19 protein-coding genes are annotated in these 20,458 nt (G+C 61.3%); 13 read left to right on the top strand and 6 right to left on the bottom strand.

Going from position 1 to position 20,458, the window contains the following annotated elements; genetic code table 11:
* The first annotated feature begins 223 nt into the window (after positions 1 to 223).
* From purC to purQ, 5 genes are all read left to right on the top strand, one after another.
* Entirely contained in the window at positions 224 to 1,000 is a 777-nt protein-coding gene (purC, locus tag CW354_RS11615) for a phosphoribosylaminoimidazolesuccinocarboxamide synthase (protein WP_104830264.1), read from the top strand.
* A gap of 174 nt (positions 1,001 to 1,174) precedes the next feature.
* Positions 1,175 to 1,735 (top strand): hypothetical protein, encoded by a 561-nt coding sequence (locus tag CW354_RS11610; protein ID WP_104830263.1) that lies wholly within the window; start codon positions 1,175 to 1,177, stop codon positions 1,733 to 1,735.
* Between the two features lie 106 nt (positions 1,736 to 1,841).
* Positions 1,842 to 2,084: a phosphoribosylformylglycinamidine synthase subunit PurS gene (purS, locus tag CW354_RS11605; protein WP_104830262.1), complete on the top strand. Its 243-nt coding sequence runs from the start codon at positions 1,842 to 1,844 to the stop codon at positions 2,082 to 2,084.
* A gap of 18 nt (positions 2,085 to 2,102) precedes the next feature.
* Entirely contained in the window at positions 2,103 to 2,786 is a 684-nt protein-coding gene (locus CW354_RS11600; protein ID WP_104830261.1) for a cysteine hydrolase family protein, read from the top strand.
* 10 nt (positions 2,787 to 2,796) lie between these two features.
* Positions 2,797 to 3,459, top strand: coding sequence for a phosphoribosylformylglycinamidine synthase subunit PurQ (gene purQ / locus CW354_RS11595; protein WP_104830260.1), 663 nt, complete (start codon positions 2,797 to 2,799; stop codon positions 3,457 to 3,459).
* On the opposite strand, the gene CW354_RS11590 is transcribed toward purQ, so the two are convergent.
* Positions 3,456 to 4,952, bottom strand: a complete 1,497-nt coding sequence (locus tag CW354_RS11590; protein ID WP_104830259.1) for an amidase — start codon at positions 4,950 to 4,952, stop codon at positions 3,456 to 3,458. The genes purQ and CW354_RS11590 overlap by 4 nt on opposite strands.
* A gap of 104 nt (positions 4,953 to 5,056) precedes the next feature.
* Between CW354_RS11590 and CW354_RS11585 the strand changes: the two genes are divergently transcribed.
* Together CW354_RS11585 and CW354_RS11580 are read left to right on the top strand one after the other, a co-directional pair.
* Complete coding sequence (locus tag CW354_RS11585; RefSeq protein WP_104830258.1) at positions 5,057 to 6,277, top strand: parallel beta-helix domain-containing protein; 1,221 nt, start codon at positions 5,057 to 5,059, stop codon at positions 6,275 to 6,277.
* Positions 6,274 to 7,398, top strand: coding sequence for an SO2930 family diheme c-type cytochrome (locus tag CW354_RS11580; RefSeq protein WP_104830257.1), 1,125 nt, complete (start codon positions 6,274 to 6,276; stop codon positions 7,396 to 7,398). The genes CW354_RS11585 and CW354_RS11580 overlap by 4 nt, the downstream gene beginning before the upstream one ends.
* Here the strand turns inward: CW354_RS11580 and shc are convergent.
* Positions 7,395 to 9,440: a squalene--hopene cyclase gene (shc, locus tag CW354_RS11575; RefSeq protein WP_104830256.1), complete on the bottom strand. Its 2,046-nt coding sequence runs from the start codon at positions 9,438 to 9,440 to the stop codon at positions 7,395 to 7,397. The two genes, CW354_RS11580 and shc, sit on opposite strands and share 4 nt — an antisense overlap.
* Before the next feature lie 157 nt (positions 9,441 to 9,597).
* Here shc and CW354_RS11570 point away from each other — a divergent pair, with 157 nt between their 5' ends.
* From CW354_RS11570 to CW354_RS11555, 4 genes are read left to right on the top strand one after another with little or no spacing between them, the layout of a single operon-like run.
* Positions 9,598 to 9,936 carry an ArsR/SmtB family transcription factor gene (locus tag CW354_RS11570; RefSeq protein ID WP_207764776.1) on the top strand — a complete coding sequence of 113 codons (339 nt, stop codon included), beginning with the start codon at positions 9,598 to 9,600 and terminating at the stop codon, positions 9,934 to 9,936.
* Complete coding sequence (locus CW354_RS11565) at positions 9,933 to 10,796, top strand: MBL fold metallo-hydrolase (protein ID WP_104830255.1); 864 nt, start codon at positions 9,933 to 9,935, stop codon at positions 10,794 to 10,796. Before CW354_RS11570 ends, CW354_RS11565 begins: the two co-directional genes overlap by 4 nt.
* A gap of 28 nt (positions 10,797 to 10,824) precedes the next feature.
* Positions 10,825 to 12,585 carry a SulP family inorganic anion transporter gene (locus CW354_RS11560; protein ID WP_104830254.1) on the top strand — a complete coding sequence of 587 codons (1,761 nt, stop codon included), beginning with the start codon at positions 10,825 to 10,827 and terminating at the stop codon, positions 12,583 to 12,585.
* 5 nt (positions 12,586 to 12,590) lie between these two features.
* Positions 12,591 to 14,090: an AMP-binding protein gene (locus CW354_RS11555; protein WP_104830253.1), complete on the top strand. Its 1,500-nt coding sequence runs from the start codon at positions 12,591 to 12,593 to the stop codon at positions 14,088 to 14,090.
* Here CW354_RS11555 and CW354_RS11550 read toward each other — a convergent pair.
* Together CW354_RS11550 and CW354_RS11545 are read right to left on the bottom strand one after the other, a co-directional pair.
* A complete protein-coding gene (locus CW354_RS11550; RefSeq protein ID WP_207764775.1) occupies positions 14,077 to 14,619 on the bottom strand; it encodes a GNAT family N-acetyltransferase in 543 nt (180 codons plus the stop codon). The genes CW354_RS11555 and CW354_RS11550 overlap by 14 nt on opposite strands.
* A 5-nt stretch (positions 14,620 to 14,624) precedes the next feature.
* Entirely contained in the window at positions 14,625 to 16,391 is a 1,767-nt protein-coding gene (locus tag CW354_RS11545; RefSeq protein ID WP_104830251.1) for a DUF885 domain-containing protein, read from the bottom strand.
* Positions 16,392 to 16,554: 163 nt separating this feature from the next.
* Here CW354_RS11545 and CW354_RS11540 point away from each other — a divergent pair, with 163 nt between their 5' ends.
* Both CW354_RS11540 and CW354_RS11535 read left to right on the top strand, forming a co-directional pair.
* Complete coding sequence (locus CW354_RS11540) at positions 16,555 to 17,787, top strand: mechanosensitive ion channel family protein (RefSeq protein ID WP_104830250.1); 1,233 nt, start codon at positions 16,555 to 16,557, stop codon at positions 17,785 to 17,787.
* A gap of 116 nt (positions 17,788 to 17,903) precedes the next feature.
* Entirely contained in the window at positions 17,904 to 18,359 is a 456-nt protein-coding gene (locus tag CW354_RS11535; RefSeq protein ID WP_104830249.1) for a YHS domain-containing (seleno)protein, read from the top strand.
* 191 nt (positions 18,360 to 18,550) lie between these two features.
* Here the strand turns inward: CW354_RS11535 and CW354_RS11530 are convergent, their stop codons facing one another.
* Together CW354_RS11530 and fliP are read right to left on the bottom strand one after the other, a co-directional pair.
* Entirely contained in the window at positions 18,551 to 19,672 is a 1,122-nt protein-coding gene (locus CW354_RS11530; protein WP_165793672.1) for a FliG C-terminal domain-containing protein, read from the bottom strand.
* Positions 19,672 to 20,439: a flagellar type III secretion system pore protein FliP gene (gene fliP, locus CW354_RS11525; RefSeq protein ID WP_104830247.1), complete on the bottom strand. Its 768-nt coding sequence runs from the start codon at positions 20,437 to 20,439 to the stop codon at positions 19,672 to 19,674. The genes CW354_RS11530 and fliP overlap by 1 nt, the downstream gene beginning before the upstream one ends.
* Between the last annotated feature and the right edge of the window lie 19 nt (positions 20,440 to 20,458).

The following is a 20,458-nucleotide window of genomic DNA, read 5'->3' as shown; positions in this document are numbered from 1 at the left end:
GTTTGGGCGCGGCGCAATGTAAAGCGGAAAATTGTCGGGCCCGTCTCCGGCAAGGGGCTTTTCATCGCCCGCGGGGGAGCGTAAACCCCCGCTTCTCCCGCCGCGCCAGCCGTGCTAGCCAAAACGGGAGGGCCCGCAGCCCGCAAATGGCGCGACCCGGCCCTTGAAATAGCCCGCCCTGCGCCGATCTATCCGCCCGCAAGGCGCTGAAAGGATTAATAAAATGGCTCGCCGCAAACAAATCTACGAAGGCAAGGCGAAAATCCTGTTCGAAGGGCCGGAGCCCGGCACGATCATCCAGTATTTCAAGGACGACGCCACCGCCTTCAACAACCAGAAAAAAGCGGTGCTGGAAGGCAAGGGCGTCCTCAACAACCGGATTTCCGAATTCATCATGACCGGGCTCGAGCGCATCGGCGTTCCGACCCATTTCATCAAGCGCCTCAATATGCGCGAGCAGCTCGTGCGCCATGTGGAAATCGTGCCGCTCGAAGTGGTGGTGCGCAATTACGCCGCCGGCAGCATCTCGAAGCGCCTCGGCATCGAGGAAGGCACGGCCCTGCCCCGCTCGGTCATCGAATTCTATTTCAAGAGCGACGAGCTTGGCGACCCTCTCGTTTCCGAAGAGCACATCACCGCCTTCAACTGGGCCAACCCCCAGGAAATCGACGACATGATGGCGCAAGCGCTCCGGGTGAACGATTTCCTGTCGGGCCTGTTCGCCGGCGCCGGCATCAAGCTCGTCGATTTCAAGATCGAGTTCGGCCGGCAATATGAAGGGGACATGATGCGCCTCATCGTCGCCGACGAGATCAGCCCCGATTCATGCCGGCTGTGGGACATGGAAACCGGCCACATCATGGACAAGGACCGTTTCCGCAAGGATCTCGGCGAGGTCACCGACGCCTATCGGGAAGTGGCGCGCCGCCTCGGCATTTTGCGCGAGAACGAAAGCTCCGGCCAGTCGGGCCCGGTGCTGGTCTCCGACAACGAAAAATAAGTTCGCAGCGGAAAATCCGGACCTGTTAGGGAAATATAAGGCGGGGGCTGCCACTTTGCGGCCACGACGCCCGCCCCACCTAACTGTGGTCAATCAAGTCTTGAACTAATCGTTAAAAATCACCCCTGTTTGCGAACGCCCCGGCAAGCTTTCTGGGGATAACCTTAAGCCGTTATGGCTTATGTAGGATCAGCACAGGGTTCCGGGCGCGCCACGGCTGGCGCGGTTACGCCCGTGCGCGCTGCAGCGGCTGACCGTAAAGCCCCCGATCCGCTCAATCCTGAAGAATCGGCCCCCAGAGAAAACAAGCCGGCAGGGTCCGCCGAGACCGATTCGAAAAGAACGACGGATCGCGAGACGCCGAAACAGCCCGCCAGCGACCCGCACGCGGAAGCGGCTGCGCGCCGCGCCGCCCAAAACAGCCCTGCCGACACAGGCCCCGAGCCGCTGACGCCGCCAGAGAAACGCGCCGAAGACATCAAGGCGCTGAAAAAACTCGAATCACAGGCGCTCTATTCCGGTCCGCCGACCATCCGCGAGCGCGCCGTCGCCCAGCTTGCGCACGCCTTTCTCATCCGCGAAGAGGCCGCCCTGCGCGCCCACGAGCTTGAAGAATCCTGGAAAGAAAGTCAGCGTCAGGACGCCGCGCGCTTCCTCGCCGCCCAGGCCGCCGCCGCTTACCGCCAGCTTGACGGCTTTTCCGGCGCGCCGTCTGACGCCGCGCTCATTCACTGACCTTCCGGCGCTCGAGCGCCCGCCTTTCCGGCCCCCTCGCATTGCGCGCTTTCCCGGCCCGGTGTATCAGCCCCGTTGACGGCTTAGACCAGCGGGCGAAGGGCTCATGAAAGCGAAAATCACCATCACGCTCAAAAACGGCGTTCTCGATCCGCAAGGCGCGGCCATTGAAAGCGCGCTCGCCGGGCTCGGCTTTGCAGGCGCGGAAGATGTGCGTCAGGGCAAGGTGATCGAGATGAAGCTCGCCGAGACCGACGAGGCCGCCGCCCGGGCCAAAGCCGAAGACATGTGCAAAAAACTGCTCGCCAATCCGGTGATGGAGAACTACTCCATCGAAATTCTCGCCTGAGGGCGGTCAAACGACATCATGGTCAAACTCGCCGCCAAGCCCGATCCGGTCGATATCGACCTTCACCAATCGGCGCTGGTGGTCGTCGACATGCAGAACGCCTTCGCGTCGAAAGGCGGGATGCTCGACCTCGCCGGTCATGACATTTCGAAGGCGGCGGCGGTCGTCGACATCAACAAAAAGCTGATCGAAACGGCGCGCAAAGCGGGCGTCAAAGTCGTCTATCTTCAGGTCGGCTACAAGCCGGACCTCTCGGACGCCGGCGGCCCGCGCTCGCCGAACTATCACAAGGAGCTTTCCTTGCGCACCATGCGCGCGCGGCCCGAGCTTGAAGGCAAGCTTTTGATCCACGACACATGGGACTGGGAGATCGTCGACGACCTAAAGCCGCAGCCGGGCGATATCGTCATCCGCAAGTCCCGTTACAGCGGCTTCGCCGGCACGACCCTCGACAACGATCTGCGCGCCTTGAATATCCGAACGCTCTTCTTCACCGGCATCGCCACCAATGTCTGCGTGGAAAGCACGGCGCGCGACGCCTATTTCCAGGAATACTGGCCCGTCATGGTGGAAGACGCCATGAACCATGCGGGACCCGACTTCGTCCGCGATGCGACCCTCTGGAATTTTGAAAACGTCTTCGGCTGGGTGACCGATTCGGACAATCTCATCGCCGCCTTTGAAAACAAGACCAACCAGTGATGGACCTGTCATGAAAACCGCTGTCATCGTCTTTCCCGCCTCCAACTGCGATCGCGACATCGCCGTCGCGCTCGAACAGGCGACCGGAACCAAGCCGGCGATGGTCTGGCATGGCGACACGGATTTGCCGGATGCGGATTTCTACGCCCTGCCCGGCGGCTTTTCCTATGGCGACTATTTGCGCGCCGGCGCCATGGCGGCGAAATCGCCGATCATGCAGGCGGTGATCGACAAGGCGAAAGCCGGCGCGCCGGTGATCGGCGTATGCAACGGGTTCCAGGTCCTGTGCGAGACGGGGCTCCTCCCCGGCGCCCTGATGCGCAACGCCGGGCTCGATTTCGTCTGCCGCACGGTGACGCTCAAGATCGAGAACAACCAGTCGATCTTCACCCGCGGCTTCGAAAAAGGCGCCTATGTGAATTTTCCGGTCGCCCATCATGACGGCAATTACTACGCCGACGACGAAACCCTCGACCGGCTCGAAGGCGAAGGCCGCGTCGCGCTGCGCTATGTGGACAACCCGAACGGCTCGGCCCGCGACATCGCCGGACTGATCAACGATTCCGGCAATGTCATGGGGCTGATGCCGCACCCGGAACGGGTGATCTCTCCCCTCCTCGGCGGAACCGACGGCGCGGCGTTTTTCAAGGGGCTGATCGAGGCGGTTTCCTAGCCCCAAACCGCCGGACGGCGGCCCGCCCAGGGCTTCGCTTCTTCGAGTTCATAGGCGAGCGCGAGCAGCCGGTCTTCCCGGCCCAAGGGCGCGCCAAACATGGCTCCGACGGGAAGCCCGTCCGGCGACATGGACAGCGGCAGAGAGATCGCCGGCGCGCCGGTGACGTTATAGAGCACCGTATACTGAACATAGTCCGTCAGACGCTGCATCAGCGTTTCGTAATCGAGCGTCGCGCCGAGATAACCGATCTCCGGCGGCGGCGCCGTCACCACCGGCGACAGAACGAGATCGTAAGTCTCGTGAAACGCCGCCATGCGCGCCGCCACGGCCTGAAGCCGCTCGATGGCGCCGGGAAAGTCCGCCTCTTCGCGCTCGAAACGGTCCGCAAGCCCGATGGTGAAGGGTTCGAAGGCGAGCCCGTTGCGCGGCAAATGAAAAGTCTTTTCCCACATGGCGACGGTCGCATGCGCGAACGCCGCCCAGTAAAGCGTGAAATCTTCGGAGAGGCCGTCATCCACGGGCAAGGAAGCTTCCTCCACATGGTGGCCGAGATCCGCGCAAAGCGCAGCGGCGTCTTCTGCCGCCTGCTTCACCGCCGGGTCGGGCGCCCGGCCGGCGAGACCCTGCGTCGTCACGGCGATGCGCAGGCGCTCCTTGCCGGGCGCCGTAACGAGCGGCAAAGGCGCGAGCCCGCTTTCGCTCGAAGGCAGCGCCAGCGTCGCGGCGACCGCCGCCGTATCGCGCACCGTGCGCGTCTGAACGCCGTGAACGGCGAGCGAAATCGGGCCCACCGCATCTTCCGGCCGCGCCATCGGATTGCGCCCCCGCGAAACTTTCAGCCCCACATTGCCACAGCAGGAGGCCGGAATGCGGATCGAACCGCCGCCGTCGCTGGCGTGCGCGATGGGGACGACGCCGCTCGCGACGAGAGCCGCCGCGCCGCCCGAAGAGCCGCCCGTCGAATGCTCCGTATTCCACGGATTGCGTGTTTGGCCGGTTGCGATGGATTCGGTCGTGGCGGAAAGGCCGAATTCCGGCGTCGCCGACTTGCCGAGGCTGACGACGCCCATCCCCAAAAACGCATCGATGAGCGGCGTCTGTTCCTTGCCCTTGTAGAAGGGGAAAGCGCGGCTGCCGAACCGGGTGGTTACGCCCGTAACGTCGTCGAGATCCTTGACGAAAGTCGGCACGCCCGCCCAAAGACCGGCATTGGCTCCCTTGGCCGCCGCCTCTTTCCGCGCGCGCCGGAAGGTTTTGGTGACGATGGCGTTGATCTGCGGATCGACGCGCTCGGCCCGCGCGATCGCCGCCTCGACGGCTTCGGTTGGTCCAAGCTCGCCCGATTTGAGTCGCGCCGCCGTCTCCACGCCGTCGAGTTCGGCGAGGTCGTTCGAGGCCGCCTGATCGGGCCGCGAACACGCGCCCGCCGCCGTTAAGAGCATGGCGGCGTAACCGCCGGACTGCATCAGGTTCCGCCGCGTCAGTGACATGCAAAGCTTCCTTTTATTCCCGGCCCGTTTCCGGCATCATCGGATGCTGTAAGGGGCCGCGCCCAAAATCAAGAACGAGACGCAGGACGCAAAAGGGAGACGTCATGAAGAAGCTCATATTCGCAAGCGCAGCAATGCTGATGCTCGCCGCATGCGGCGAGAAACAGGAGGCTGCGCCGGCCGGCGACGCCTCTTATCAGGAAACCCTGATGGCGGCGCTTCTCGACGCCGAGCCCGGCGACGTCATCGAGATCCCCGAAGGCCGTTTCGCCTTCGACCGCTCTTTGAGCCTCACCGTCGACGGCGTCACGATCAAGGGCGCCGGCATGGATAAGACGGTTCTGAGTTTCGCCGGACAGATTGCCGGCGCCGAGGGCCTCCTCGTCACCGCGAGCGATTTCACCATTGAAGACCTCACCATCGAGGACACTATCGGCGACGCGCTCAAAATCACCGAAGGCGAGAACATCGTCATCCGCCGGGTGCGGACCGAATGGACGGGCGAGCCGAAAACCGAAAACGGCGCCTACGGCATCTATCCCGTGCAGGTCAAAAACCTGCTGATGGAGGAATCCGTCGCCATTGGCGCTTCGGACGCCGGGCTTTATATCGGCCAGTCGCAGAACGTCGTCATCCGCAACAACCGCGCGGAATACAATGTCGCCGGCATCGAAATCGAGAACACCTTCGACGCCGACGTTTACGGCAATGTCGCGACCAACAACACCGGCGGCATTCTCGTCTTCAACATGCCGAACCTCAAACAGCCCGGCGCACGCACCCGCGTTTATGACAACGAGATTTACGAGAACAACACGAAAAATTTCGGCCTTGAGGGCACCGCCGTCGCCTCCGTCCCGGCGGGCTCCGGCGTCGTCATCAACGCCAATGACGAAGTCGAGATCTTCAACAACGACATTCGCGACAACAAGACGGCGAACGTCATTGTCGCCAGCATCTTTTCTTCCGGCCTCTCCACCGATGGCATGGAGGCGGATTTCGATCCCTATCCGGACGGCATCTACGTCTACGGCAATCGTTTCGAAGGCGGCGGCGGCAATCCCGACGGACTTGAGCTTAAGGCGCTGAAAGTCGCGGTCGCCGGTTTGGGCAGCCTGCCCGACGTCCTGTGGGACGGCTATGTGGATCCGGCGCTATCCGGCCCCAAAGAGGTTTTGTGCGTGCAGAACGGCGAAGCGAAAGTCCTTAATGTGGATGCGCCCAACGACAACAAGAGCCCGAAAGTCGAAGACGGCGCGGCCCATGACTGCGCTTTTGACAAGCTGCCCCCGGTTGAACTCAAAGGACCCCTCGCCGGCTTATGATTTCAAAGTTTGCCGCTGTTGCGTTGATCGGTTTCTCGCTCGCCGCCTGTTCGCAAGAAACGGCGCCGACCTATCACGCCGAAGACAATCCGGAGCATTTGAGCGACTGGGGCATGATCGCGGCGAAGGACGGCGCGCTTCGTTTAAGCGAGGGCGTGACGCCTTACGATCTCGCTACGCCGCTGTTTTCCGATTACGCGCTGAAACTCAGGACGGTCTGGACGCCGGGGGGAAAACCCGCGGTCTACAATCCCGACGACGCTTTCGATTTTCCGGTCGGGACGGTGATCACCAAAACGTTTTATTTTCCGGTTTCGGAAAACGACTGGACCGGCGATATCCTGATCGGGAAAGAGCGCAGCCTCAATGACGGCCCAAAAGGCAAAAGCTTGGCGCTCGATCATCTGCATCTCGTGGAGACTCGCATCCTCGTCCATCGCGAAGATGGCTGGGATGCGCTCCCTTATGTCTGGAACGAGGCGCAGACCGAGGCCGTATTAAAACGCACCGGCGCGGTCGTTCCCATGACGCTCCACCGGGATGACGGGCGCATGGAGCCCTTTTCCTATCTCGTGCCAAACGCCAACCAATGCGCCGGCTGTCACGCCGACAATGCGACGACGAAAGAGATCAAGCCCATCGGTCCCAAGGCGCGACACCTCAACAAGCCGTCGAGCTTCGCGCCCGGCTTCAACCAGCTCGATCACTGGCTGGCGAAGGGCCTTCTTGCCGGCGAGATCGAGGCGCCGGCGCCGCGCAATGTCGACTGGACTGATGAAACCGCGCCGCTCGACGCCCGCGCGCGCGCCTATCTCGACGCCAATTGCAGCCATTGCCACAATCCGGACGGGCCTGCGGACACCTCCGGCCTAAATCTGGAACCCGACGCCTCCGGCCCCGCCATGGGCAAGTGCAAAGCGCCCATCGCAGCGGGCCGCGGCACCGGCGGGCGGCCCTATGACATCGTCCCCGGCCGGCCCGATCTTTCCATCACCGTCTTCCGCATGGAAACGACCGACCCCGGCGCCATGATGCCTGAGCTCGGCCGCGCCGTGAGGCATGAGGAAGGCGTCGAATTGGTTTCGAAATGGATTGCGCAGATGGAAGGCGGTTGCAGTTAAGCGCCCGCCATCATCTTCCGTACCCGCCCCATCGCCATCATCGGGAAATAGTGGCGGTAGAGATTATAGTTGATCATGAAGGCGCGGGAGAGTTCGGGGCCCTGCTTTAACCGCTCCTGCAATTGCGGATCGGTGAGCTTGATGTGCTGGCCGACGCCGTAGCCCGGGAACCCTGTGCCGGTATATTCCGGCTCTTCCCAGGCGCCGTCCTTCTGGCGCTCGATCAGGAACTGGACGCCGTCGGCGATGGCGCGTTCGTCCTCGGCGCGCCCCACGGCGGCGAGGCCCATCAGCGCCCAGGCGGTCTGCGAGGCGGTCGACTTGCCCCGGCCCATCTGTTTGACGTCCATATAGGAGGCGCAAGACTCGCCCCATCCGCCATCCTCGTTCTGATGCAGGATCAGCCAGTCTGACGCCTTCTTGATATAATGCTGCGTCATGTCCTCGCCGATGGCTTCGAGCGCCGGCAGGACCGCGCCCGTGCCGTAAACATAATTGACGCCCCAGCGGCCGAACCAGGCGCCGTCCGCCTCCTGCTCGGTCTTGATGTAATCGAGCGCGCGGAGCATGACCGGATGGTCTTTCCGGATCCCGAGCTTGCCGAAGGCTTCGATGATATGCGCGGTGACGTCCACCGAAGGCGGGTCGAGCGCTTCGCCGAAATCGCAGAACGGAATCTTGGTCAGGATCTGCTTGTCATTATCCTTGTCGAAAGCGCCCCAGCCGCCGTTTTTGCATTGCATGCCGATGAGCCATTCAACGCCTTTTTCGATGGCCTCTTCAATGCCCTTGTCTTTCCATTTCGGATCGTTGCGGAAGGGCGCGAGCGCGATCAGCGCCACCGCCGTATCGTCTGTGTCCGGATAGTAATAGTTTTTATATTCGAAAGCCCAGCCGCCGGGCTCGAGCTTCGGACATTTGACGCTCCAGTCGCCCTTGCGCAGGACTTGCTGCGAAAGGAGCCAATCGAGCGCCTTTTCGACTTCCTTTTCGTGGCGCTCGCTAAGATCGCAGTCTTCCAGCGCCAGCAAGGTCAGTTCGGTGTCCCAGACAGGGCTGGTTGAGGCTTGTATCCATGTCGCCTCGCCTTGATCGACGCGCCAGCGCGGATCGTCGAGCGCGCCAAGCCCTTTCGCAACGACCGAATGATCGTGCGCATAACCTTCATTGTAGAGCGCCATCAAGGAATAGATCCATGGCGGCTGGATCCCGCCCCAGACGCCATCGGCGTCCTGATGCTTGATGATCCATTCGAGCGCGCGAGAGATGGCGCCCTTGCGCAAAAGGCCGATCCCCGCCGTCTGACCGAAACTTTGCAGCGCATGCAGAATTTTATCCGCCGTCAGGAAAAATGCTTCAGCGAAGCCGGCGCCCGGCTTTTCGGGATAGGCGTAATTATATTTCTCGCGCCCTTCCGGAAAAAGCTCATCGAGCCGGCGTTCCGCCGGCAAAGGCCGCGACGGCCGGCGCGCGGAAAGAACCGCGATGGGCATCAGAGTCGCGCGCGCCCATTGCGCGAAATTGTAGATCGAAAACACGAACCAGTTCGGAAAGAAGATCACTTCCGGCGGCAGGTTCGGGGTCTTCTTCCACGGCCACTCGCCGATCAGCGCCAGCCAGTAGCGCGTGAAAACGCGGATGTTTTTTAGCCCGCCTTTGGAGAGAATCCATTCGCGCGCGCGGACCATATGGGCTGCGTCCTTGTCGTCGCCCATGGAGCGCAGCGCCGCATAAGCCTCGACCGTCGTGTTGATGTCGCCGGCGGGCGCCCCGTAATAAATTTCCCACGAGCCGTCTTGGCGCTGCGTTTCGCGCAGGGATGCGGCGAGACGCGGGCGCAGATGATGGTCCTCAAGCTCCATGAACCACAGAGCGAGAATCCACTGCGCCTCCATGCAGGCGTTGGATTCGAGCCGGCCGACCCAGTAGCCCTCCGGTTTCTGCCGCGGCGCTAACCAGTCCGCCGCCGCCTCGATCGAGGCCGTAAGCTGGCGGTCGAAATTGGAGCGCTTGTCCGCGCCGGCTTCCTTTTCGTCGAACATGACCTAACCCCTTGACGCACCGGGTTCTTAGCGCGCCATGAGCGACCGCGCCAGACCTTGACGCCGTCTTCCGCCATCCCCTGAAAAACGCGCGCGCCGGCCCCTTGAAAACCAATATATATCATTTATGTTATATGATAAGTATAGGATGAAAGTGATGGCGAAACCACTGCCCATAGAGGACCTTAAGGACAATGCTGAAGACGTTTCGGCGCTCCTCAAGACTCTCTCGCACGCCAACCGCCTGATGATCGCCTGCGCCCTCACCGAAGGCGAGAAAAATGTCAGCGAGATCGCGGCGGAGGTCGACGCGCCGCAGCCGCATCTTTCCCGCGATCTCGGCCGGCTGCGCGCGGCCGGACTCGTCAAGGCCCGGCGGGAATCGAAAAACGTCTACTATTCGCTGGCGGATGACCGATTACCCAGCCTCGTAGGCGCGCTGTGCGCCGCTTTCGGTCCGAAATCAAAACAACCCCGGAAAGGAGACCGGTCATGAAACCCGTCGTCAAAACCTTCTTCGATGAACCAACCTCGACCGCAAGTCACGTCGTTGTCGATCCCGCCACGAAAAAATGCGCCATCATCGATTCCGTGCTCGATTACGACCCGGCCTCAGGGCGCACGATGACGAAATCCGCTGACGAGATCATCGCTTACGTCAAGGAGAACGGTCTTGACGTCGAGTGGATTCTCGAAACCCACGTCCACGCCGACCACCTCACCGCCGCGCCCTATCTCAAGGAAAAACTCGGCGGCAAGATGGCGATCGGAAACAAGATCGATGTGGTGCAGTCGACCTTCGCGAAGATTTTCAACGCCGAAAGCGCGTTCAAACGCGACGGCAGTCAGTTCGACCGGCTCTTCGCCGACGGCGATAGGTTCAAACTCGGCGAGATCGACGCTCATGTCATCCACACGCCGGGCCACACCCCTGCCTGCACGACCATCGTGATCGGCGATGCGGGCTTTGTCGGCGACACGCTCTTCATGCCCGATTACGGCACGGCGCGCTGCGACTTCCCGGGCGGGGACGCCGCAACCCTTTACCGCTCCATCCAGAAGATCTTCGCCCTGCCCGGCGACACGCGCCTCTTCATGTGTCACGACTACAAGGCGGAAGGCCGGGACGACTATGCCTGGGAGACAACCGTCGCCGAAGAGCGGGAGAAAAACATCCATGTTCATGAAGGCGTCAGCGAAGAGGAGTTCGTGAAAATGCGCGAAGCGCGCGACAAGACGCTCGCCATGCCGCGGCTGATCCTACCCTCGGTTCAGGTCAATATGCGCGCCGGCGACATGCCGCCGGCGGAAGACAACGGCGTTTCCTATCTCAAAATGCCGGTGAATCAGTTCTGATTGCAGAAAAGCAAAAAGGCGCGCCCATATGCTGAGCCGCTATCTTCCCATCCTGCGCTGGGGCCGGCGTTATACGCCGGCCCTTTTCGCCGACGACGCGCTCGCCGCGCTGATCGTCACCATCATGCTGATCCCGCAATCGCTCGCCTATGCGCTGATTGCAGGTCTGCCGCCGGAAGTCGGCCTTTACGCCTCCATGGCGCCGCTCCTCGCCTATGCGGTTTTCGGCACGAGCAACACGCTCGCCGTCGGACCGGTAGCGGTTGTCTCCTTGATGACCGCCAGCGCGGTCGGCCGTCTCGTCGAGGCCGGCGGGCCGGATTACATCATGGCCGCGGCGGCGCTCGCCCTCATCACCGGGGTCATGCTGCTGGCGCTGGGCGTCTTGCGGCTCGGTTTCCTCGCCAATTTCTTAAGCCACCCGATCATCGCCGGGTTCATCACCGCATCGGGCGTTCTGATCGCGGCGAGCCAGATGAAGCATGTGCTCGGCGTTTCCGCCCATGGCGACACGCTCGTCGAAATCGGCGAAAGCCTTGGCGCGCATCTCGGTCAAACCAATCCCGTAACCCTCGCGATTGGCGCCGGTTCAATTTTATTCCTGTTCCTGACGCGCGCTTTTCTGCAAAAGCTGCTGCACGCGGCCGGCCTCTCAGAACGGCTCGCCGCCTCCATCGCCAAGGCGGGACCGCTCCTCGCCGTCATCGGCGCCACGGCGATTGTCGCCGGGTTCGGTCTTGAGGCGAAAGGCGTCGCCATTGTCGGCGACATTCCCCGCGGCCTGCCGCCGGTCGCCGTTCCCGATTTCGACGCGGCGCTATGGCGCGAACTGGCGGGCGCCGCATTCCTCATCACCATCATCGGTTATGTGGAATCGGTGTCCGTGGCGCAGACTCTTGCGGCGAAACGGCGCGAGCGCATCGACCTCGATCAGGAGCTCGTCGGGCTCGGCGCCTCGAACATTGCAGCGGGCGTCACCGGCGGCTTTCCGGTCACCGGCGGCTTCGCGCGCTCGGTCGTGAATTTCGACGCCGGCGCCCGAACGCCCGCCGCCGGCGCCTTCACCGCTGCCGGCATTGCGCTGGCCGCGCTCTTCCTAACGCCGTTTCTTTATTATCTGCCCCAGGCGACACTCGCCGCGACCATCATCGTCGCCGTCCTGTCGCTGATCAATATCGGCGCGATCCGGCGCACATGGGCGTATTCGAAAAGCGATTTCGCCGCGATGATGATCACCATTTTCGGCGTCTTCCTGTTCGGCGTCGAAGTCGGCGTCACGGCAGGCGTCGCGCTCTCCATCCTTCTGCTTCTTTTCCGCGCCTCGAAGCCCCATTGCGCCATTGTCGGCCAGGTGCCGGGCACGGAGCATTTCCGCAACATCAACCGGCATGACGTCATCACAAGCCCAAGCGTCGCCGCCCTGCGTATTGACGGCAATCTCTTCTTCGCCAATGCGCGTTTCCTGGAGGACAAACTCTTGGGGCTCGCCGCGGACGCGCCGGAGCTTAGACATATCGTCCTGATGTGTTCGGCCGTGAACGAAATCGACGCCAGCGCGCTCGAAAGCCTCGAGGCGATCAATGAAAGGCTGAAACAGGCCGGCGTTGTTTTTCATCTATCGGAGGTGAAAGGTCCGGTCATGGACCGGTTGAAACACTCGCATTTCCTCGAGCGCCTGACCGGCCGCGTGTTCCTCAGCCAGTTCGACGCCATGCACGCGCTTGCCCCGGAGACATTCAAACTCGTCAATGGCGCGCCTTCGCATCAATCCGCCGACGTGCTAAAATAAATAGTATGACGAGTGAAAACTTCTTCACCGCCTTGCATGCGGCCTATCGCGATGCGCTTGACAAGCCTTTCCTGACCCTTCCCGACGGGCGCAGCCTGTCCTATGGCGAGATGGATGCGCGCTCGGCGCAGATGGCCGGCGCCCTGCGCGCCCTCGGCGCCAGTCCCGGCGACCGTATTGTCATGCAAGTCGACAAATCGCCGAAAAATATCGCGCTCTATCTCGGCGCCATGCGGGCCGGACTTGTCTATGTGCCGCTCAACACCGCTTATACTGCCGAAGAAGTCCGTTATTTTCTCGAAGATGCGGCGCCGAAAATTTTCGTCTGCACTCGGGAAAGCCACGACCAATTGGCGCATGTCGCAAAGGAAGCGGGCGTCGACCATGTGCTGACGCTTACGGCCGACGGCGCGGGAACGCTCTGCGATGCGGCCTTCGCTGCAAAGCCGGACGAAACCATCGTCCCGCGCGCGGAAACCGATCTCGCTGTCATCCTTTACACATCCGGCACCACGGGGCGCTCCAAGGGGGCGATGCTCACGCATGAAAATCTCGCCTCCAACGCGGCGACCCTGAACGCGCTTTGGGAGTTTTCAGAAACAGACGTGTTGCTGCATGCGCTGCCGATTTTTCATATTCACGGGCTTTTCGTGGCGCTGCATACGGCGATGCTCAGCGCCTGCGAAATCCTGTTCCTGCCGAAATTCGATGTCGGCGACGTCCGCAAGGCCCTGCCGCGCGCCAGCGTGATAATGGGCGTGCCCACTTTTTACACGCGCCTGCTCGCGGAAAAGGATTTCGGCAAGGGCGACACGGCGCATATGCGGCTTTTCATATCCGGTTCGGCGCCGCTGACCATTGAAGCGTTCAACACGTTCGAGGAGCGAACCGGCCATCGCATTCTTGAACGCTACGGCATGTCGGAAGCGGGCATGATCGCGTCAAATCCGCTCGATGGCGAGCGCATCGCCGGCACGGTCGGTTACGCCTTGCCCGGCATTAACGTGCGCATCGCCGGCGAGGCCGGCGCGCCCGGCGAAGTGGAAGTCAAAGGCCCGAATATCTGCGCCGGCTACTGGAAGAAGCCCGACAAGACGCAAGAGGCGTTCACCGAAGACGGCTGGTTTCGAACAGGCGATGTGGGAATGCTGAGCGACGACGGGCGCCTGTCGCTTGTGGGACGCGAAAAAGACCTCATCATCGCCGGCGGCTTTAACATCTACCCCATCGAAATCGAACAGATTCTCGATGCGGTCGCGGGCGTCGCCGAAAGCGCGGTCGTCGGCGTTCCCCATGCCGATATGGGCGAAGGCGTCGTCGCGGCGCTGGTGGCCGACGGCGCCGCGCCAGATGAAGACATGCTCGCCGCCGCCCTCTCGCCGCTCGCGAAATTCAAACGCCCGCGCAAATTCTACTGGCTCGACGCCCTGCCCCGCAACACGATGGGCAAGGTGCAAAAACAGGCGCTACGCGAACGGTTCAAAGACGCTTTTACGAACGGTTGAAGACGTCGCGGTGAAAAATGAGTGTTTCATCGCCGTGATAGTCAGCGCGCGCCGCTTCGCGGAAGCCGCATTTTTCCGCGACTCGTATCGAGGCGAGGTTTTCCGGGCTGATGATGCAGGACATGGTATCTTCACTCAAATGCTGGTCGCCCCAGGCGACGACGGCGCGCGCCGCCTCGCTCGCATAACCCTTGCCATGCGCCGAGGGCGCCAGCGCATAACCCAGCTCCGGCATGCCCTTGATCGACGGCGTCAGATCACGCTTGAAATCGGCGAGCCCGATCTCGCCGATCACGGCGCCGGAGTCGCGCTCGACCAGCACCCAATAGCCGTAGCCGAGATGCGCCCATAACCCTGCATTGCGCAGGAATTTCATCCAGACCTCTTCTTCGGCCCGGGGTTTGCCGCCGATGAGACGGGTGACGTCCGGGTCGCTCCACATCTTAAGAATGGCCGGAAAATCCTCGAGCCTGTGCTCGCGCAAAATGAGCCGCGCCGTTTCGAGAATCGGAATGGAAAACGCCGTCACGCCGTCTATTCCGCTTTCGTTTCCGCAATATAGTCGTCGATTTCGTCACGAAGAATGTCGAGCGGCAGACCGCCTTTGTCGAGCACTGCATCGTGAAAGTCGCGAATGTCGAATTTGTCGCCCAGCTCGCGCTCGGCTTTCTCCCGCAGCTCCCACAGCGTCAACTCGCCCATCTTGTAAGCGAGCGCCTGCCCTGGCCAGGCGATATAGCGGTCGACTTCGGTTTGCACATTATGCAGCGACAGGGCGGTGTTGTCGGCGAGATAATCCATCGCCTGCTGGCGGGTCCAGCCTTTCGCATGAAGCCCCGTATCGATGACGAGACGGCAGGCGCGCCACATCTCCATGGAAAGCCGGCCGAAATCGTCATAAGGGGTTTGATAAACGCCCATCTCCACGCCGAGCTTTTCGGAATAAAGCCCCCAGCCCTCGCCAAAGGCGTGCGGATAAAACTGCTTGCGGAATTCCGGCGCATCTTCGACTTCAAGCGCCAGCGCATTTTGCAGATGGTGGCCGGGCACCGCTTCATGCAGGGTCAGCGCCGTCATTTCATAAAAAGGCCGTTTGTCGAGGGCGTATGTGTTCACCCAATATTGCCCGCCGCGGGTTCCGCCCGGCGGCGCTGATACATAACGCCCGCTCGTATAGTTCGGCGCGATTTCCGCCGGCACCGGCTCCACCGAATAAGGCTGACGCGGCAGTTTGCCGAAATAGCCCGGCAGGCGCCCGTCAATATCCTTGGCGATCCAGGCCGCGCGCTCCAGAAGCGCCTCCGGCGTTTTCGGATAGAATTGCTTGTCCGTGCGCAGGAAGTCGACGAACTCATCGAACGTGCCGTCGAAACCGGTCTCCTCGATGACGGCGTTCATCTCCTTGCGGATGCGCGCCACTTCCTTAAGGCCGAGCGCATGAATGCTTTCGGGCGTCGCGTCATCGAGCGTCGTGAAATAGCGCACCAGGTCGCGATAATAGTCGCGTCCGTTCGGCAGGTCATAGGCGCCGAGGGTGTCGCGCGCGCCCGGCATATATTCGTCGCGCATGAAATCCACGAGACGCGCGAAAGCGGGAATGACCTCGTCTTCAAGCACGGCCTTGCCTTCCTGGCGCAGGGCCGACTGGCGCCGCGACGAGATCGCAGACGGCATCGCCTTGAATGGCGCGTAATAGGGATGCGCCGCCGCATTGTCTTTCACCTGCGCCTCGAAGGACGGCATGATGTAAGGCAGGATCTCCTTCGGCTGGGTGAAGCCGTCGGCGAGGCCCTGGCGCATGTTCTCGATATTCTGATCGATATAGGCCGGCAAAGCCTTCAGCCGCGCAATGTAGTTTTCATAATCCGTTTCCGTGCGGAAGGGGGCCGCGCTCACGACATAGCCGAAATTGGTGTGAAACCCCGTATCGGCGAGAAAGGGAATGCGCCAGCTGTCATAAGCGGCGAGCGTAATGTCGTGCTTTAGAATAAACGCCAGAAGATCGGCGCTGAGCGCGTGATTCTCATCGACCGCGCTAAGATCGATCGCTTCGAGCCGGGCCAGAAACGCTTCGGCCTCTTCGCGGCGGCGGGCATAGTCGGATGGCGCGACGCCCGGGATCTTGTCGTCATAGCCGGAAACGCCCGACTGCGTCGCCGCAAACGGGTTTTCCTCCATCTCGTTCGCCCAGTAGTCGTCGAAAAGCGCATCGAGATCCTCGGCGGGCCCCGCCAAAGCGGCGCCCGGCAAAATTGCGACGCCGACGAAGATCGTCGCCGCGGCGGCCAGCGCTTTCAACATAGATATCTCCCTGCCTGATCTGCCCTGCATCCCCTTATTTTTCTTATCACGCGCCGCCACGCATCCAAAATACCGCTTTTTTTGAGGAACGCTCCCGCGCCGCGCCTGTTCTTTTCAAGGCAGACACCATCACTGAAGCCATCGGGAAGCGCGGGGCAACCCTATGAAATACTTTAGCTATGGCCGCACCCAGTCGACCCCGGCCAGCGCGCCGGGCAAAGACGGAAGCGAAAACGCCGGAGAAGCCGTGAAAGAGACGGCGGACGGCGTTGATTCGTTTTTCGACAAGCTCGGCCCGCGTCTTCAGGAGGGCTGGGACTGGATTCAGGCCAACGGATCGGACTTCGCCCTCGCGGTCGGCGCCTGGATCGCCGTCTTCCTCGTCTTGCGCATCGCCCGGGCGGTGATCGCCGGTTTCATCAAGCGCAAGAAAAAAGGATATTACGATCCAGCCAATGTGGTGTCCCGCCTCGTCACCAAGACAAGCTCGATCTTCCTGCTTGTCGTCGCGGCGGCGCTGGTCATGCCGTTTTTCCCGATCATTCCCGAAGGCTGGGGCGGTTATGCGCGCACCCTCGCCGTCATCATCGGCATTATTCAGCTCGCCGCCTGGGCGCGCGAACTCCTGACCGCAGGAATTGTCGGATACGCCGACACAGCGTCCGCACAGTCCGGCGTGCTCACCAACGCCATCAACCTCATCAAAACCCTGGTGACGATCGCCGTCTGGTCCATCGCCTTTTTGATGATCCTGTCCAATCTCAATATCGAGATCACGGCGCTCATCGCCGGCCTCGGCGTTGGCGGCATCGCCGTCGGCCTCGCCGCCCAGTCGATTTTCAAGGACCTCTTTTCCTCTTTCGCCATCGTTTTCGACCAGCCCTTTGTGCGCGGCGACTTCATCAGTTTCGATCAGGGAGACTATTGGGGCGACGTCGAAAAGATCGGCATGAAAACGACGCGCATCCGCTCGCTTTCCGGCGAAGAGATCGTCATCGCCAATTCGCAATTGCTGGACAAGGAAATCCGCAATTACCGGCGCATGGACGAACGGCGCGCGCGCATCACCCTTGGCGTTCTCTACCAGACGCCCCACGAAAAGCTGAAAAAAATACCGCAGCTCGTGGAAAAGGCGGTCGAAAACGTCGACAAGGCCCGGTTCGAGCGTTCGCATTTGAAAGAATACGCCGACAGCTCGATCAATTTCGAATCCGTCTTCTGGATCGAGGATCGCGCCTACATGACCTATATGGATGTCAATCACGAAGTGCTCTTGAACATCCACAAGGCCTTCGAGGATGAAGGCATCGACTTCGCCTATCCGACCCGGACGCTGCATGTGGAAAGCCTGCCGCCGGAAGAGCCGAGGAAAGAAAACGGCGGCAAGGCCGGTTAGTCATCATCAAGGATCGCAGCGATGTGATGTCGTTTGAATTGGCAGGCGCTGGGCTTCGTCCTAGGACTTTCAGACAAAGGCGTCGGAATACGCCCTTGCCAGTCCGGGAGCCAGCCATGGTCAAACGCTTCGTCATCGCTTTCGCCGCCTTCTTTCTTGCCGCCACAACGGCAAGCGCCGCTTTTGCGAAAGATCCGGTTTATACGGGTCTTTTTTCAAACAACGCCGTAGACGGCTATGACGCCGTCGCCTATTTCACCGAAGGAAAGCCGGTGAAGGGCGAAAAGACCTTCTCGATGGAATATAAAGGCGCGGAATGGCGCTTCGCTTCCGCCGATAATCTCGCCGCCTTCAAAGCCGAACCGGAAAAATACGCGCCCCAATTCGGCGGCTATTGCGCCTGGGCGGTTTCGCAAGACTACACCGCCCGCGGCAATCCGGAGAACTGGACGATTTACGAAGGCAAGCTTTATCTCAACTATAATGACGAGATCCAGAAACGCTGGGAAGCGGACATTCCCGGCCTAGTCGCCGCCGGCGAGGAAAACTGGCCGGGCGTTCTCGACAAATAAACTTAGAGCCCAAACGAATATTCACCAAAGCCATGCAAATGAGGGTTTGTCAGACGTTCGTCAGCCGGAAAGCGATGCGTCTCGGGCCCTACTCTTTAGAAGAATTAAGGGCCTGCCGGCGTACCGTGCTGCGGCTAGCTGACGTCTGATCATCGTAATTTTGCTGCATTGCCGGATTTTCGTTCAGGCTCTTAAGACGCCGGCGCATCTTCTTCCTGTAGAGCAATGAGCTTGAATTCGCCTTGGGCGACAAGATTGCGCACTTCGCCCGTCACTTCGCGTTGCGCCGTTTCGCCGTCGGTTTCTGAGGGCGTTTCCATTTCGGCGAGTTCTTCCTTGTACTGTTCGACCATGCGTTTGGAGATATTGCCGAACAGAAACTCTACTGTTTCAGGCGCATTGGTCTCGCCATATTTGATGGCTTTCAAAAGCACTTCGCGATCGAGATCGCGCAGGAGCGCCGTGGCGCCCGCCGCCGGCATGCGCGCATGCAGCTCTTCGAAAGTGAGGATCGCTTTCCTGACGGCCGCGCCGATTTCGGGATCGGCTTCTTTAAAGTGATCGAGCAGCGCATCGCGTTTCGCGCCCGGCAGGTAATTGATGATCTCGCCCACTTTCGCGCCGGCGTTGTTTTTGGGTTTCGGCCCGTCGCCGTCTTCCCCCTCTTCTTCATCGGCGCCGCCTGAAGATTTCAAAAGCTCCTCTTCCAGCACATTGGCGATCGCCTCCAGCGCTTCGCCCGAAGGCGGCTGTTTGCGGGCGAGTTCAAGAAGGACGGCCTTGGCGTAATCGCCTTCGGCAAGGTCAAGGACGCTTGCGGTTTTCTCATGAGACAGTTTGGAGATGATGGCGGCGGCGACCGGCATGCGCTGCGCCTGGATATAATCCGCAAGCTCCTGATCTTCGATCTTTTCGATCCGCGGCCAGACGGCGGAGTCTCCGCCTCCGCCCATATCCGAAAGAATGCGCTCCGCCCGCTCCTCCTGCGCCATCAGCGCGAGGACGCGGCGCGTCTCGTCCGGCCCGCCGGCGAGATTGTTGTCTTCCTGGCCGACCTCGGCGATGAATTCCTCGGCCACCGCCTGCAAGAGTTGCGGCGAAACGGATTTCAGTTCGGAAAACGCTTTCGCAAAAACGCGCAGCTCGGCGTCGGACATCTCCTCGACAATCGCCGCAGCGGCTTCCGCGCTCAAAGACGCAAGCACGATCGCCGCCTTATGCGCCTTCGTGAACCAGTTCTCATAGCGCATCTCGCCGCGCGTCAGCTCCTGTTTGCCTCCGCGCATGTCCGCTTTTTGCAGCGCCGTCGACATTACGAATACCCTCTTACAAGCGCGCCGGAAACGGCGACCCATCCATTCGTCAACACAAAGAACGCCACCTTGAAAGGCAGCGACACGATCGCCGGCGGCACCATCATCATGCCCATGGCCATCAGGATCGACGCGACCAGAAGGTCGATCACCAGAAACGGCAGAAGCACGATAAAGCCGATTTCAAAGGCCCGCTGAATCTCCGACAGAACGAAAGCCGGCACCAGCATGGACAGCGGCGTCGCGCCGTCCGCGGCCTGCGCCGTCTCGATCGGCCGCGCATCCATCAGAATGTCGACGGCGCCCGGATCGACCCGCGCCTCCATAAACATCCGGAACGGCTCCATGGTGAGCGCAAAAGCCGACGCCTCGCTGATCGTCCCGTCCAGAAGCGGCTGAATACCGGCGCTCCAGGCGTCCTTGAACACAGGCTCCATGACAAAATAGGTGAGAAAGATCGCAACGCTGACGATCAGCATATTGGGCGGCGCCTGCTGCAGGCCCACGCCCTGGCGCAGGATCGACAGAACGATCAGCATGAAAGGCAGACAGGTGACCATCATCGCGATGCCGGGCGCAAGGCTCAGCACCGTGACCATGAGGAACATCTGGATGATGCGCTTTGAAAACCCGCCTTCGGCGACTGTTTGAGCGGTCTCGCGAAGCGGATCGGCCGCTTGCCCAAGCGTTTGCGCCGCCGCCGGCTCGGCGATGAAAATCACCGCCGCCGCAAGCGCCAACGCCAAAAACGCCTTTACGCGTCTCATGCCCCTCTCGCCCTTCCCG

Source organism: Hyphococcus luteus, from assembly GCF_002943565.1.
Classification (GTDB): domain Bacteria; phylum Pseudomonadota; class Alphaproteobacteria; order Caulobacterales; family Parvularculaceae; genus Hyphococcus; species Hyphococcus luteus.
The sequence above is the reverse complement of the archived record's forward strand: the minus strand, read 5'-3'. Positions and strand labels throughout refer to the sequence as shown.